Source organism: Oceanimonas marisflavi (assembly GCF_003049725.1).
In the GTDB taxonomy this organism is placed as follows: domain Bacteria; phylum Pseudomonadota; class Gammaproteobacteria; order Enterobacterales; family Aeromonadaceae; genus Oceanimonas; species Oceanimonas marisflavi.
Window position 1 is genome coordinate 30,167 of sequence record NZ_QAGM01000019.1, and the last position, 15,535, is coordinate 45,701.

Annotated in this window: 12 protein-coding genes; 7 read left to right on the forward strand and 5 right to left on the reverse strand. The window is 59.5% G+C overall.

Going from position 1 to position 15,535, the window contains the following annotated elements; genetic code table 11:
- Positions 1–20: 20 nt before the first annotated feature.
- The 4 genes from pepN to DA373_RS12110 all read right to left on the reverse strand — a co-directional run bounded on the left by pepN (position 21) and on the right by DA373_RS12110 (position 5,821).
- Positions 21–2,627, reverse strand: coding sequence for an aminopeptidase N (pepN, locus tag DA373_RS12095; RefSeq protein WP_107852569.1), 2,607 nt, complete (start codon positions 2,625–2,627; stop codon positions 21–23).
- 81 nt (positions 2,628–2,708) lie between these two features.
- Positions 2,709–4,715 carry a carboxy terminal-processing peptidase gene (gene prc, locus DA373_RS12100; protein ID WP_107852570.1) on the reverse strand — a complete coding sequence of 669 codons (2,007 nt, stop codon included), beginning with the start codon at positions 4,713–4,715 and terminating at the stop codon, positions 2,709–2,711.
- Positions 4,716–4,725: 10 nt separating this feature from the next.
- The gene (gene proQ, locus DA373_RS12105) at positions 4,726–5,271 is read right to left on the reverse strand and encodes an RNA chaperone ProQ (RefSeq protein ID WP_107852571.1); all 546 of its coding nucleotides are present in this window, start codon (positions 5,269–5,271) and stop codon (positions 4,726–4,728) included.
- A gap of 91 nt (positions 5,272–5,362) precedes the next feature.
- Positions 5,363–5,821, reverse strand: coding sequence for a GAF domain-containing protein (locus tag DA373_RS12110; RefSeq protein ID WP_107852572.1), 459 nt, complete (start codon positions 5,819–5,821; stop codon positions 5,363–5,365).
- Positions 5,822–5,895: 74 nt separating this feature from the next.
- Here DA373_RS12110 and DA373_RS12115 point away from each other — a divergent pair, with 74 nt between their 5' ends.
- Positions 5,896–7,683: an ABC transporter ATP-binding protein gene (locus DA373_RS12115; RefSeq protein WP_107852573.1), complete on the forward strand. Its 1,788-nt coding sequence runs from the start codon at positions 5,896–5,898 to the stop codon at positions 7,681–7,683.
- A 13-nt stretch (positions 7,684–7,696) separates the two neighbouring features.
- On the opposite strand, the gene DA373_RS12120 is transcribed toward DA373_RS12115, so the two are convergent.
- The gene (locus DA373_RS12120; protein WP_107852574.1) at positions 7,697–7,981 is read right to left on the reverse strand and encodes a YebG family protein; all 285 of its coding nucleotides are present in this window, start codon (positions 7,979–7,981) and stop codon (positions 7,697–7,699) included.
- Between the two features lie 388 nt (positions 7,982–8,369).
- Between DA373_RS12120 and DA373_RS12125 the strand changes: the two genes are divergently transcribed.
- From DA373_RS12125 to DA373_RS12150, 6 genes are all read left to right on the forward strand, one after another.
- Positions 8,370–9,263: a DNA replication terminus site-binding protein gene (locus tag DA373_RS12125; RefSeq protein ID WP_107852575.1), complete on the forward strand. Its 894-nt coding sequence runs from the start codon at positions 8,370–8,372 to the stop codon at positions 9,261–9,263.
- A 63-nt stretch (positions 9,264–9,326) separates the two neighbouring features.
- The gene (locus DA373_RS12130) at positions 9,327–10,523 is read left to right on the forward strand and encodes a Bcr/CflA family multidrug efflux MFS transporter (protein ID WP_107852576.1); all 1,197 of its coding nucleotides are present in this window, start codon (positions 9,327–9,329) and stop codon (positions 10,521–10,523) included.
- A gap of 62 nt (positions 10,524–10,585) precedes the next feature.
- Positions 10,586–11,776 carry an amino acid aminotransferase gene (locus DA373_RS12135; RefSeq protein WP_107852577.1) on the forward strand — a complete coding sequence of 397 codons (1,191 nt, stop codon included), beginning with the start codon at positions 10,586–10,588 and terminating at the stop codon, positions 11,774–11,776.
- 129 nt (positions 11,777–11,905) lie between these two features.
- Positions 11,906–13,246: a paraquat-inducible protein A gene (locus DA373_RS12140; RefSeq protein WP_107852578.1), complete on the forward strand. Its 1,341-nt coding sequence runs from the start codon at positions 11,906–11,908 to the stop codon at positions 13,244–13,246.
- Positions 13,239–14,876 (forward strand): intermembrane transport protein PqiB, encoded by a 1,638-nt coding sequence (gene pqiB, locus DA373_RS12145; RefSeq protein WP_107852579.1) that lies wholly within the window; start codon positions 13,239–13,241, stop codon positions 14,874–14,876. Before DA373_RS12140 ends, pqiB begins: the two co-directional genes overlap by 8 nt.
- Complete coding sequence (locus DA373_RS12150; RefSeq protein WP_107852580.1) at positions 14,876–15,475, forward strand: PqiC family protein; 600 nt, start codon at positions 14,876–14,878, stop codon at positions 15,473–15,475. The genes pqiB and DA373_RS12150 overlap by 1 nt, the downstream gene beginning before the upstream one ends.
- Positions 15,476–15,535 lie beyond the last annotated feature (60 nt).

A 15,535-nucleotide genomic window follows, 5' to 3' on the forward strand; every position in this document is an offset into this window, starting at 1 on the left:
TGTTCAGTAATGCCGCCGCATCAGTCCAGGGCCTTGCTGATTTTCTCATACAGATCCCGGGACAGCGCCGGCAGCGCCATCAGGTATTTCAGGCGCTCCTGAATCAGAGCCTGGCGGGCATCATCGAGCCGGCTGAACTGAATCAGCGGCGTCAGCAGCCGCGAGGCCACCTGAGGGTTGCTGCGGTTGAGCTGTTCCAGTACTTCCACCAGCAGATCGTAACCGGTGCCGTCGAGACGGTGAAACTGTGCCGGATTACCCTGGCAGAAGGCACCGATCAGCGCCCGCACCCGGTTGGGGTTGGCCAGACTGAAAGTGGGGTGGCTCATCAGCTCGCGTACGCGGTCCAGAGTATCGGCGCCCGGTGCCGTGGCCTGCAGGCGGAACCAGTTGTCGAGCACCAGGCCGTCTTCGCGCCATTTTTGCTCAAAGTCCGCCAGCATGGCATGGCGACAGTCCAGCTCGCCGCGCACCGCCGCACGCATGGCGCCCAGAGTGTCGGTCATATTGTCGGCATGCTTATACTGACTTTCCACTTTTTGCTCCGCACCGGTCAGGGCCAGATAACCCAGAGCGGTGTTTTTCAGCGCCCGGCGGGCCATGTCCTGATGCTCGATGCGGTATTCCGGGGTCAGGTTGTCATCATGAGCCTGCTGCCAGGCCGGGGCGAGCGCCTCGGCGAGCTCCCGGGCCAGATGCTGGCGCACTGCGGAAAGCTGCTCGATATCGACCTGGTCAAACAGCTCCAGCAGACTGCCCACATCGGGCAGGGTCAGCATTTCGGCCTTGAGTGCCCGATCCATGTGCTCGTCTTCCAGAGTACAGCGGAACACATCCAGCAGGCTGCGGGGCAGCACCGGTGTCTGGCGGCGCTGCAACAGGGTCACATTCTCGCGCACCGTGTTGTTGATGAGCATTTGTACCGCATCCCAGCGCACAAATTCATCCCGGCTGGCCCGGGCCAGCAACGACAGTTGCTCGTCGGTGTAGGGATAATCCAGTTTGACCGGGGCCGAAAAGCCCTGCAGCAGGGCCGGCACCGGGCGGGAGGGCACGCCCTCGAACACGAACTGCTGCTCGGCGTCGAGCACATCCAGCACGGTTCCGGCAGGCTGGCCATTCATTTGCAGGGCCACCGGCTCGCCCTGTTCGGTATACAGGGCCAGGCTCAGGGGAATGTGCAGGGTCAGTTTTTCCGGCTGATCCCGGGTAGGTGGCGTGTGCTGACAGACGGTCAGGGTATAACCCTGTGTATCGGCGTCGTAGTGGTCTCGCACCGTCAGCACCGGGGTGCCCGACTGGCCGTACCAGCGTTTGAAACGGGTCAGATCCCGGCCGCTGGCCTCGCTCATGGCGGCGACAAAGTCGTCGCAGGTGGCGGCCTGGCCGTCATGGCGTTGCAGATAGAGCGCCAGGCCGGCCTGAAATGCCTGCTCACCCAGCAGGGTATGCAGCATGCGAATGACTTCCGAGCCCTTTTCGTACACGGTGAGGGTGTAGAAGTTGTTCATCTCGATCACCGCATCGGGACGAATGGGGTGCGCCATGGGGCCGGCGTCTTCGGCAAACTGGGGGCCGCGCATAATGCGTACGTTGCCGATGCGGTTGACGGTGCGGGAGCCCAGATCGGAAGAAAACTCCTGATCCCGGAATACCGTCAGCCCTTCCTTCAGGGAAAGCTGAAACCAGTCCCGGCAGGTAACCCGGTTGCCGGTCCAGTTATGAAAATATTCATGACCGATCACCCGCTCTACGTCCAGATAATCGTCGTCGGTGGCGGTCTGGGCGTCAGCCAGCACAAACTTGGCGTTGAACACGTTCAGGCCCTTGTTTTCCATGGCCCCCATGTTGAAGAAGTCCACCGCCACTATCATGTAGATGTCGAGATCGTATTCCAGGTTGCAGCGCTGCTCATCCCAGCGCATGGAGGCCTTGAGGCTGTCCATGGCGTGGCCGGCCCGGTGCAGATTGCCCTTGTCGACAAAGATTTCCAGCGCTACCTCGCGACCACTCTGGGTGGTATAGCTGTCGCGCAGTACGTCAAAGTCGCCGGCCACCAGCGCAAACAGATAGGCCGGCTTGGGAAACGGATCCTGCCACTGCACCCAGTGACGGCCATCGTCGAGCATGCCCTGCCCCGTCCGGTTGCCGTTGGACAGCAGATAGGGACAGGCCGAGGCGTCGGCGGTAATGCGGGTACTGAAGCGGGCCAGCACATCGGGCCGGTCCAGATAATAGGTAATGCGACGGAACCCCTGCGCTTCACACTGGGTGCAGTAGGCCGCGCCGGACTTGTACAGCCCTTCCAGAGCAGTGTTGGCGGCAGGATTGATGCGGTTCTGGATGGTCAGCACGAATTCCTGGGGTACCTGAGGCAGGATCAGGCAGCCTTCTTCCTGCTCGAACTGCGTGGTTTCAACACCGTTGATCGAGACCGACAGCAGCTCCAGCTGCTCGCCATCCAGCACCAGCGGCTCATTATGCTCACCGTTTCGGCGCACCCGGCTGATGGCCACCACTTCGGTGGCAGTGTCGTGCAGCTGAATGTCCAGATCCAGGGTATCAATCCAGTAATGGGGCGGCTGATAATCGTCGCGATATTGCACCTGAGGTTGGGTTTGGCTCATAGTGAATCTCGTTAAGTGATGAAGGGAATGATATACAGACGTAAAAACGGGGCCGTGTTAACGGCCCCGGAATGACGGGTTTCAGCCCAGCATGTCTGCCAGATCGGCGGTAATGCGGGCCGCTTCTTCCAGATAGCTGTCTTCGGGTTCAAAATCCTTGGGCGCATCGTCCAGGCTGGCGACCGGTGGCTGGTTGGCCCGGCGCAGGCGGTCGTTGAGCCGGGCCAGGGACTTGGCATCCTGCTCATTGAGCTCGGCCTTGCGTTCGGCGAGATTGAGCGACACGGAATTCTGGTCTTTCAGCTTCTGATACTCGCGAATATCCTCAAAGACGTAGGCAAACTCCGGATCCTGCTCAATGCGGGCCTGATGGCGCTGGCGCAATTTCGGCAAATAGGGAGACAGATCCCGCACATGGGTAAACTCCAGGCTTTCTATCTGATCCCAGGGCAAGGCATTTTTCTCCAGACTTTCACCGGTTTCTTCGGCCTTGATGGCGGTCGGAAACGGAATGTCGGGACTGACGCCACGGTTTTGCGTACTGCCACCGTTGATACGGTAGAACTTGGCAATGGTGAACTGCACAAAGCCCATGGGGTTTTCATACAGATCGTAAATACGCGACAGGCTGCGGTGCTGCTGTACCGTGCCCTTGCCAAAGGTGTTTTCGCCCAGGATCACGGCCCGGCCATAGTCTTTCATGGCAGCGGCAAAGATTTCAGAGGCCGAAGCGGAATAACGATCCACCAGCACCGCCATGGGACCGTCGTAACTGATGCGATCATCATCGTCACCATTAACGGAAATACGGCCCAGGCCATCACGGATCTGCACCACGGGACCACTGTCGATAAACAGGCCGGTCAGCGATGAGGCTTCGGTCAGGGCGCCGCCGCCATTGGCGCGCAGATCGATCACCAGCCCCTGAATATTCTCTTGTTTGAGCTTGTCGATTTCCCGGGCGACATCCGTGCTCAGGTTGACGTAAAAGCTGGGAATTTCAATCACACCAATGCGGTGATCGTTCACCTCAAGCACCTTGCCGCTGGCGGCTCTGTCTTCCAGACGCACGGTGTCGCGGGTCAGCTCCACAATGCGCGGCGTAGTGGCCACGGCCTGGCCCCGCTGAATTTGCAGCCACACCCTGGTGCCTTTGGGCCCCTTGATAAGATCCACCACTTCATCCAGCCGCCAGCCAATCACATCGGTGATCTTGTCGGCGGACTGCCCCACCCCGATGATACGATCATCGGGCTGCAGCTCACTGGACCTGGCGGCCGGGCCGCCAGGCACCAGAGAGCGGATAACGGTGTAGTCATCCTCGGCCTGAAGCACAGCACCGATGCCTTCAAGAGACAGGTTCATTTCGGTTTCAAAGCGCTCGGCGTTGCGCGGACTCAGGTAACTGGTATGTGGCTCAATGGCCCGGGCAAAGGCGTTGGCAAAGCTCTGAAAGGCATCTTCGCTTTCGCTTTGTGACAACCGCTTGATGGCGTTGTTATAACGCTTGGCAAGGGTGGTTTTGATTTCATCCCAGTCTTTGTCGGCCAGGGCCAGGCTCAGGGCGTCGAACTTGACCCGCTTGCGCCACAATTCGTCCAGCTCGCGCTGATCCGCTGGCCAGTCGGCCTCGGCACGATCAAACTGGTAGCTTTCATTGCCGTCAAAGCTCATGGGCGTATCAAGCAACGAAAGCGCATAAGACAGACGTTGATAACGAAGCTTCAGGCTCTCGTTATACATGTCAAAGGCGGCCTCGAGCCGTCCGGCCCGCAACAGGTCGTCAAAGCTGTTGCGGTAACGCTCAAAACGCGCCAGATCTTTCTGCGTAAAGACATTACGGCTGAAGTCCAGACTTTCGATGTAGCGGTCAAAAATCGACTGCGAAAAGGCATCATCCAGCCTGAACTGCTTGTAATGAGAACGGGTGAACAGCGCGGTAATCCGCTTGGCCGCGGCCGCATGCTGACTTTCCGGGGCCAGGGCGGGAATAGCGTCGGCCGAAATGGCCGGCGGCACCGCCTGTGCCAACCCGGCTGCCAGCACGGCTGCGGCCGCCAGGGAAAAACGAATTCCGTGACTGATCAAACCCTACTCCTCAGAGAACTATGTGATCGAACTTGACCCGAACCGACATGCCGGTTTTGAGTTCAACCTGAACATCGTCCCGGGTCACTTCCTTAATGGTAGCGGGAACCGGAGACTTGCCCAGCAATACTTTGACATTCTGCTCTACGGTGAGTTTTGCGGGATCGACCTTGCGGGCACGCGGACGGGGCTTTTTGCCGGCGGGCTTGTCCTTGCGCGGACCAAAGACCTTTTCCTTGCTCTCTTTCAGCGCCTGTTTGGCGTGATCAATGTGCTCCTGGGTCAGTTCACCACAAGGGTTGCCGTCCAGATCAACCCGGCTCATGCCGGCCTTCAGGCCGTGCAGATAACGCCAGCTGGAGGTGTACTGGCGCAGAGCGGTGCGCAGCAGGGTCCGGGAGACCCGGGGATCATCTTCCATGCGCTCGGCCAGATCCTGAAAGATACCAATCTTGAGCGGCTTGGCTTCGCCTTCTGCAATAAAGCACTGGGGAAAGCGCTCGGCCAGATAGGCGATGACTTCTTTGCTGTTTTTCAGTTTTTCGGAGTTTTCCATGAAATACCTTGGGTGTATAAAGCTGTGGGCGCACCGCCCGTTGAAACCTTCATATTATAAGGGGCACACCGACAAAAGCGACCCCGGCATATTACAGCAGCGGACTGATAGCCTGCACCAGGGCAGACAGTCCGGCTTCATCATCGGCGTCAAAGCGCTCAAGGCTGGGACTGTCGATATCGAGAACCCCCCAGATACCTGTTTCATCGCTCAGCGGCAGCACGATTTCCGAATTGCTGGCCGCATCGCAGGCGATGTGGCCGGCAAAGGCGTGTACGTCCGCCACCCGCTGCACCTCGCCGGTAGCGGCGGCGGTGCCACATACGCCTTTTCCCACGGGAATACGCACACAGGCGGGCTTGCCCTGAAACGGGCCCAGTACCAGCTGCTCCTGCTCGCGCAGGTAGAAGCCGACCCAGTTAATATCTTCCAGAGACAGGTTCAGCAGTGCGGACAGATTCGCCAGCTTGGCAATGCGGCTGGGTTCACCTTCACACAGCGCCAGTGCCTGGGCGGTCAGGCTTTGATAAAATGCGTTTTTTTCGCTCATAGGATCACAGGGTTGCCGATTTTGGGCCTAACTTACCTGCCCTTTGTAAAAATGAAAACCACAGATGGTGATGAATGAATAAAAAAGAGTCGAACGGCCATATTCTGCATTGGCCGGTGATCACCGGCATGATGCGCCGTCACAAGCGGCTGCTGATCAACGCTCATCTGCTGGCCATTGCCGGTACCCTGCTGGCGGTGCCGGTGCCCTTGCTGATGCCGCTGCTGGTGGATGAAGTACTGCTGGAGCAGCCGGGCACCCTGATCGCCTGGATAAACCCGCTGTTGCCCGAGTCCTGGCAGACCGGCGTGGGCTATATTCTGGCGGTTTTGCTGATCACCCTGTTGCTGCGCTTTTTTGCACTGGTATTCAATATTCTGCAGGGTCGCCAGTTCGCCCATGTGGCCAAGCACATCACCTTTCAGATCCGGCGACGGCTGACTCACCAGCTGATGCGCACTCCCATGCGCGCCTTTGAATCGGTGGGCGCCGGCAGCGTCAGCTCTCATTACATCACCGATGTGGAAACCCTCGACAAATTTCTGGGTGAAACCCTGAGCCGGTTGCTGATAAGCCTGCTGAGCGTACTGGGCACCGCCGTGGTGCTGTTGCTGCTGAACTGGCAGCTGGGCCTGTTTATTCTGCTGCTGAACCCAGTGGTGGTGTTCTTTTCCAGCCGGCTGGGCTCCAAGGTCAAACACCTCAAACGCAACGAAAACAAGGCCTTTGAGCTGTTTCAGCAGGCGCTGGTAGAGACTCTGGACGGCATTCAGGAAATTCGCGCCGCCAACCGGGAGCGCCACTTTCTGTTGCGGGTGATCGACCGGGCACGGGGCGTGCGGGACACCGCCATTGAATATCACTGGAAAAGTGAGGCGGCCGGCAAGGCCAGCTTTCTGCTGTTTTTGTCGGGCGTCGAGCTGTTTCGCGCCGTGGGCATGATCATGGTGCTGTATACGGATCTGACCGTGGGACAGATTTTTGCGGTGTTCAGCTACCTCTGGTTCATGATGGGTCCGGTACAGGAGCTGCTTAACATCCAGTACTCTTTTTATGCTGCCGATGCCGCCCGCAAGCGTATCAACACCATGCTGGCCCTGGGGGGCGAAGTCTCTTCCAATGGTCGCATCAACCCGTTTGCCGGCGTGACCACCCTGCCGATAGAGGTGAAGGATCTGAGCTTCTCCTACAATGGTGAGCGCAAAGTGCTGGATGATGTCAGTCTCAGCATTGCCGCCGGTGAAAAGGTGGCCTTGGTCGGCGCCAGCGGTGGCGGCAAGTCCACCTTTATTCAGCTGCTGCTGGGACTCTACCCTGCCGACAGCGGCGATATACGTTTTGGCGGCGCCAGCAGTGCCGATATCGGCTTTGCTACCATTCGTGAGCATGTGGCTACCGTGCTGCAACAGCCGGTGTTGTTCAACGACACGGTACGCGCCAACCTTAACCTGGGTGACGAACATGACGACGAGACCATCTGGCAGGCGCTGAAAGTGGCCCAGCTGGATGAGGTGATCGCCGCCATGGACCATGGGCTGGATACCGAGATTGGCCGCCGTGGGGTACGGCTGTCGGGCGGTCAGCAACAGCGGCTGGCGGTGGCGAGAATGATCCTGAAGGACCCGGCCATCGTCATTCTCGACGAGGCCACCTCGGCGCTGGATACCGATACCGAGCAACGGCTGCATCAGGCGCTGTCGGGTTTTCTCAGGGGACGTACCACCCTGATAGTGGCGCACCGGCTGAGCTCGGTGCGCCAGGCCGACCGGGTGATCGTGTTTGAAGACGGTAAAATCAGTCAGTCCGGCACCCATCACGAGCTGCTGGAGCAGCCGGGGCTGTACCGGACCCTGTATAGCTAGGTATGAGATTTAATCAGGCGACGGCCTTGACGTCGTCGCCGGCGGATTTATCTGTTTTTTCCGTCTTTTTGGCAGGCTTTTTCTTTGGACCGGACAACTCAGCCTGATGCTGGGCCAGGAACAGCGCCAGCGCTTCACGATCCTGTTCGTTCAGTTCGACCGGGGCGGCTTCCAGCACGGTTTCGATATGCTCTGCCAGATCCAGCAGACGGTCGTAGGCATCCGCCTCTTTTTTATTGGTAAAGGTCATTTTTTCAATTCCGTTTCGCACTACGCGATATTGAACTTCTACGGCCATGGTGGACTCCTTATCTGTATATATATACAGTAATCAGCTCCCTTCCCAATTGCAAGCCACTCATTAAAACGTGTTTTTCGGCTTACTGGCTGGCGAGGCACGGATTAAAGACTAAAATTTACACAGAGGGCGCCCGGCGTCGGGCGGTCTCTACTAGCGCACGGCTCAGCAAATGAGCCATTCCCCTGAGCCAGGTACACGGATTTCGTACCTGGCTTTTTTTGATCCCCTTGTTCGCACCGGCACAGATTATGTTACATAAGACATAAGCGTGGTTGCAATTCGGGTCGGAATGTTCCAGTTGGTGACCTTTCGTTTTTGAATATTGGCTTTATTGTTTGGCTTGGCTATTATGATAACACCATTTGTATGTTGGCATAATAAATTCATGTTTACACTGGCAGCCGAACTTCGTCATACCCTGTCTTTGCTTGAGGCCGGCATGGCCGAGCTGACCCGGGCACTCCGCGCTCACCCCGCCATACGGGCCACCTGTTACCGATTGCCGGAAGTGATTCAGGGCAAGGAGCATGATCCCGTCGAGCAGATCACCATTCAGGAGCAGTTAACCGGCAAGGACGCGCTGGAAGCCAGTCTCGCCGCCTTCACCCGCTGGCACATTCAACCCGACTGCTCCGCCAAGGCCAGTTTTCGACTGCCCGGGTTTGTGGTGCTGCCAGCCGCCAGCCGCCCGCAGACAGCGCCCCTGGTGGAGGACATCAACCGGCTCAAACTGGAATTTCGCGCTCTGGTGCAGCGGCTGGACGACAAGGACAAAAAATTTCACCTGGTGCACGATACCTTTCCCGGTCTGATTACCCTGCAGGTCTACCGTCAGCTTACCCTGTTGCCCCATGCCGCATCCCGGCTCGGTTTTACCTGGGCCAACAAGCAGATCATTCAGAAGGTCGATAAAACCAGACTGGTGGCGCAACTGATGCAAAGCCGGCAAAATCCTCCCCCGCTGGTGGATGCCGACACCTGGCAAACCTGCGTTGACCGGGAAATTTACGACGTTAAACGCCTGCCGGCCCATATAGAGCTGCGCCTGCGTCGTCCGGTAAAAACCCACCCCATGGTCAATGTGCGCTGGAGCGATGCACTGTCGCCCCGTCAGCAGCAGTTCAAAGGTCACTTGCCGCTGCTGCTGTGTCAGGATGAATTGCCCGCCATTTCACACCTTACCGACTATCCCCCCGCCAAAACCCGCAAGCGCCGGGCCGCACGCATCGGAGGCGAACCACTCATTCCCCGGCTGCACATTTATCCCTACGAGCCCTGACATCGCCCTTGCCAGCGGTGCTATCATGGCCTGATGTTTCTTTTGTAACTTTTGGACGGCGTTATGGCACTGCCTGTTTCCCTGTTGCTGCTGCTGGCAAGCCTGGCCGGGCTCACTCCCCTGGCCATCGACATGTATCTGCCCAGCCTGCCCACCATAGCGCGGGATCTGGGCGTGCCGGTATCCCAGGCCCAGCTGACCATCAGCGTGTTTCTGGCGGGCTTTGCTCTGGGCCAGCTGCTGTACGGACCGCTGGCCGACTCGGTCGGCCGTAAACCGGTGATGCTGGGAGGGCTGGGCCTCTTTACTCTGGCCAGTATTGGCTGTGCGGTGGCCAACAGCATTGAAACCCTGATGGCGTTCCGGCTGCTGCAGGCCATTGGCGGCGCCGCCGGCTCCGTAGTGCTCAACGCCCTGCTGCGGGACATGTTTGAGCGGGACATGTTCGCCCGCATCATGTCCATGGTGATCCTGGTGATGACCCTGGCGCCGCTGGTGGCCCCCATCGTCGGCGGTTATCTGCTGCTGGTGGGTCACTGGCACAGCATTTTTGTGTTGCTGGCCATTATCGGCGCCCTGGTGTCGGTGGCGCTGGCCCTGCGTATTCCCGAAACCCTGAAACCCGAACATCGCCAGCCCTTCCGGCTGTGGCCGGTGCTGCAAAATTACGGCCGGGTGCTGCGCCACCGGGCGGCGCTGGGCTATATCGGCTGCGGCGCCATGACCACGGCCGCCATGTTCGCCTTTATTTCCGGCTCGCCGCTGGTGTATATCGAACTGTACGGAGTGCCCGCTGAACATTACGGCCTGCTGTTTGCCCTGAATATCGTGCTGATGATGGTGCTGACTTTTGGCAACAGCCGGCTGGTGCCCGTGCTTGGCAGCGATCGCCTGCTCAAGGCGGGGCTGATCACGGCGGCGCTGGCCGCCGTGGTGCTGCTGTTTTGCGGCCTTACCGGTGTTGGCGGCCTGTGGGCGCTGGTGCCGGCGGTGATGGTGCTGATCGCCCAGATAAGCCTGGTGGGCGCCAATGCCATGGCCGGCCTGCTCAGCCACTTTCCCGAGTCTGCGGGCACCGCCTCGGCCCTGGCCGGCACCACCCGTTTTGGTCTGGGCGCCGTGGCCACCTTTGCCGTCAACGCCAGCCAGGCGCTGTCGGCGCTGCCCATGACCCTGGTGATGAGCCTGTGCGCCTGGCTGGCCCTGGCCAGTTACTGGTTGCTGGTGCGGCCTGCGCTGGCAGCGGCAGAGCGCAAGTGATATAACTAACAGCCGTCGCATCGCGACCACACTCGCTTTTACAAGAAGGAATTGACAAGACTATGTTCGAGAAGGTCACTGCTGCACCGGCCGACCCCATTCTGGGTCTGACCGATGCGTTCCGTAAAGATACCCGTACCGACAAAATCAACCTGGGCGTTGGTATCTACAAAGACGAAGCCGGCCAGACCCCGGTACTGCGCTGCGTGAAGAAGGCCGAGGCCCGCCTGGTGCAGGAGCAAACCACCAAAAACTATCTCAGCATAGAAGGCATTGAAGCCTATGGTCAGGTAGTGCAGAAGCTGCTGTTCGGCGCCGACGCGTCCATCATTGCCGAGCAGCGTGCCCGCACCGCTCAGGCGCCGGGCGGCACCGGTGCCCTGCGCATCGCCGGCGAATTTATCGCCCGCCAGCTCGACACCAACACCATCTGGATCTCCAACCCCACCTGGGCCAACCACCGCGCCGTATTTACCGCCGCCGGCCTGGAAGTGAAGGAATACGGCTACTACAACGCCGACACCAAGGATCTGGACTTTGACGCCATGCTGGCCAGCCTGCAAGACGCCAAGGCCGGCGATGTGGTGCTGTTCCACGGTTGCTGCCACAACCCTACCGGCATCGATCCCACCGCAGAGCAGTGGCAACAACTCGCCACCCTGTCCGCCGAAAAAGGCTGGCTGCCGATGTTCGACTTCGCCTACCAGGGCTTTGCCCAGGGCACCGAAGAAGACGCCTATGGCCTGCGCCTGTTTGCCAAGCACAACCCCGAGCTGCTGATCGCCAGCTCCTTCTCCAAGAACTTCGGCCTTTACAACGAGCGCGTGGGTGCCTTTACCCTGGTCGCCAAGGATGCCGAGACCGCCAACACCAGCTTCAGCCAGGTGAAGGGCATTATTCGCGCCAACTACTCCAACCCGCCGTCTCACGGCGCCAACGTGGTGGCCATCATCGCCAACGATCCCGAGCTTTACGCCGACTGGCAGGCCGAGCTGGCGGAAATGCGTGACCGCATTCAGGAAATGCGCACCCTGTTCGTGGAAAAGCTGGCCGCCCGTGGTGTTGACCGCGATTTCAGCTTTATCGCCCGTCAGAACGGCATGTTCTCCTTCTCCGGTCTCACCAAGGAGCAGGTGGAACGCCTGAAGGACGAGTTCGGCATCTATATCGTGGGCTCGGGCCGCATCAGCGTGGCCGGCATCACCAAGGCCAATATCGACGCCCTGTGTGACGGTATTGCCGCCGTGCTGTAAGACACATTCTTTGCTGAATGCACAAGCCCCGCACAAGCGGGGCTTTTTGTTATGCGTATTCGGCTTTATTCCGGGTAAAGACCTGTCGTAGTATCAAGTAACTGATCTTTCATTGTTTTGGATGTTCATTTGAGCAAGACGCATACGCCAGCTTCAGCCCCGCCTCGCCGGCAACGGCCGGTCTCGCGCCGCCGCTTGCGGGTGTGCCATGAATGCGACCTGCTGGTGTCTCTGCCAGCACTGTCGCCGGGCCAGAAGGCAGACTGCCCGCGTTGTGGCCATACCCTGGTACGTCGTCATGCCAATCCGGCCGAACGCACCCTGGCCCTGGTAGTGGCCACCCTGATCGCCCTGGTGCTGTCGGTGGCGTTTCCCTTTATCGGCTTTGAGCTGAGCGGCATCGGCAACCGCATTGAGCTGACCGACAGCGCTGCCATTCTGATCGGCCTGCATCAGCCTCTGATGGCGCTGTGCGTATTGCTGACGGTGATTATTCTGCCATTTATCTACCTGTGCAGTCTCGGCTGGCTGTGCCTGGGGGCATTGCTGCGCCGCCCCCTGCCCCGCAGCCGGCAGATTGCCCGTACCCTGCGTCATGTGACGCCCTGGATGATGGCCGACGTCTTTGTGATCGGCACTCTGGTCAGCCTGATCAAGGTGGTAGGCATGGCCGACATCGAGCTGGGCCTGTCATTCTGGACCTTCTGCGCCTTTGCCCTGTTGTTGCTGCTGACCACCCAGTCGGTGGACAGGGACTGGCTGTGGTTTTTTCTGGATCACAAGCGCATGGCCCCGCCCGAGGCTGAAACCGGCCGTACCGCCAGCGCTCAGGGCCTGTGCGGCTGCACCACCTGCGGCATGATCAACCGCCTGCCCGACAGCGGCAAGGCGCGCTGTGCCCGCTGTGACGAACCCCTGCACCCCTGGCACGGGGTTAACAATCAGGCCACCCTGGCCTTGCTGGCCGCGGCGGTGATCATGTATCTGCCCGCCAACCTCTACCCCATCATGATCACCACCTCACTGGGCAGCAGCTCCCCCTCCACCATTCTTGGCGGCGTGCTGCTGTTTGTGCAGCACGGTGACTGGCCCATCGCCTTTATTATTTTCACCGCCAGCGTGGTGGTGCCGGTCAGCAAGATACTGGCGCTGCTGTGGCTGTGCTACATCGTGAAATACGGACAATCCGGGCTCAGCCGCATGAACCGCATTCGCCTGTACCGCATGACCGAATTTGTCGGTCGCTGGTCCATGGTGGATGTGTTTGTGGTGGCGATTCTGGTAGCGCTGATCCGCAACGGCAACCTGATGTCCATTGAGCCCGGCCCGGCGGCGCTGGCCTTTGCCACCGTGGTGGTGCTGACCATGCTGGCGGCCATGCTGTTTGATCAGCGCAGTATCTGGGCCGGCGCCGAAACCCTGTCAGCGCAGAATAACAATGATAATCCCAAGGAATCCGAATATGTCTGAGTCTTCCCGTGCCGAGCGCCGCCCCCAACGATCGCTGTCGCCCATCTGGATAGTTCCGCTGGTCGCCGTGCTGATTGGGGCCTGGATGATCTACGACAACCTGAGCAAGCTGGGGCCATCGATCACCCTGGTCATGGACAATGCAGAAGGTATTGAGGCCGGCAAGACCCTGATCAAGACCCGCAACGTGGAAGTGGGCAAGGTGGAAAAAGTCAGGCTGTCGGAGGACTTGCAACACGCCTTGATTACTGCCCGTATGAGTCCTCAGGCAGAAGACATGCTCAACGCCGATACCCGTTTCTGGGTGGTCAAGCCGCGCATCGGCCGGGAAGGCATCAGCGGTCTCAATACCGTGTTGTCCGGCGCCTACATTCAGCTGCTGCCCGGTGCCAGCGAAAAATCAAAGCGGCGCTTTCAGGTGCTTGAGCAGCCGCCGGTGGCGCCCCCCGATGCTGCCGGCCTGCGCATCAACCTGATCAGTCAGGTGGGCAATGCCATCTCCACCGGTGATCCGGTCAACTATCAGGGGTATACCGTGGGCCGGGTAGAAGACAGTCAGTTCGATCCCGAAAAGCGGGAAATGCGCCACCGGCTGTACATTCAGTCGCCCTACGATGTGCTGGTGACCACAACGACCCGGTTCTGGACCAGTTCGGGCGTTGACATGCGTCTGGACTCCCAGGGCTTTCGCGTTAACATCGGCTCGCTGGAATCCCTGGTAGGCGGTGGCGTCACCTTTGGTGTGCCCGAGAACACCGCCATGGGTCACCAGGCCAGGCCCAATGCCACCTATGTGCTCTTTGCCGACGAGGAAAGCGCCAATGAAGGCAGCTATGATCAGTATCTGGAATACGTGCTGCTGGTGGACGACACGGTACGCGGACTGGAGCCGGGCGCGCCGGTGGAATACCGGGGCGTGCGCATCGGCTCCGTGGTGAGTGTGCCCTTTCACTTTACCGCTCCACAGCCGGACTCTCTCAGCCGGTTCGCCATTCCGGTATTGATCCGCATTGAGCCGCAGCGCTTTGACAACACCACCGAAATTATCGATACCCAGGCCTGGTATGCCCGCCTGGATCGCATGTTCGGCCATGGCCTGCGTGCGTCGCTCAAGGCCGGCAACCTGCTCACCGGCGCCCTGTTTGTGGATCTCAATTTTCAGAAAGAGGCCGATCCTTTCGAGTCCATGACCTTTGTGGAGCGACGGGTATTCCCCACCACCACCGGCGGCTTTGCGCAAATTGAGCAGAAAGTCTCCAACCTGCTCGACAAGTTCAACAATCTCGAGATTGAGCCGGTGGTCGACAACCTGAACAGCACTCTGGTGGCGACCCAGCAGACCATGAGTAAAATAAACAATATCGCCGCCTCGGTAGATGCCCTGCTGGCCGATCCGGCCACGGGTGAGCTGCCCGCCAGTGTGAACCAGACCCTGCGCCAGCTCAACGATACCCTGCAGGGATTTGCCCCCGACTCCGACGGATACAACGAGCTGACGCAGACCCTGTCGCGGCTGGAGCAGCTGATGGCAGACATGCAGCCGGTGATCCGCACCCTGAACGATCAGCCAAACGCACTGATATTTGACCGTAAACCCACTCAGGATCCACAACCAAGGGCCGCAAAATAATGTTTACCCATACCCTGCGCGTCATTCCCCTGATGCTGGGCCTTGCCCTGGCCGGCTGTGCCGGCTCCGGTGACAGCACCAGCGCATCCTATTTATTGCCGGAAACCACGGCGGTACAACAGCACGACGCCCGGCTGCTGGTGATGGTTGCCCCCGTCAGCATGGCTGCCTTTCTGGAAGGTGATGGCATTGTCATGCAGCTGAACGAGCTTGAAGTGCACCAGGCCCGCAACCATCTCTGGGCCGAGCCCCTGTCCGGGCAACTGCGTGAGCTGCTGATGGACAGGCTGAGCGATACCCTGCCCAACAGTCAGGTCATCTTCCGTGGCCAGCCCGGCCTGGCAAACCTGCCGGCCAGGGAGATCCGCCTGCAGCTGGATCGTTTTCAGGGGCGATACGATGGCATGGCCCTGATCCGCGGTCGCTGGCAGTTGCTGAATAAACAGGGCCGGTTGCTTAGGCAACAGGGATTTGAGGTAGCGGCGCCGCTTCAGGAAGACGGCTACCCTGCCCTGGTGCGCGCTCTGGCCAGTGGCTGGGAGCAGGTGGCAGACACACTGGCTGCCGAGCTGGCTGCCAGTATTACATCAAGCAAATGATCTGTTTTCGGCCCTGTTGTAGCTGCCACTTTAGTCGGCAGGGCCTGTGCAACCGGCCTT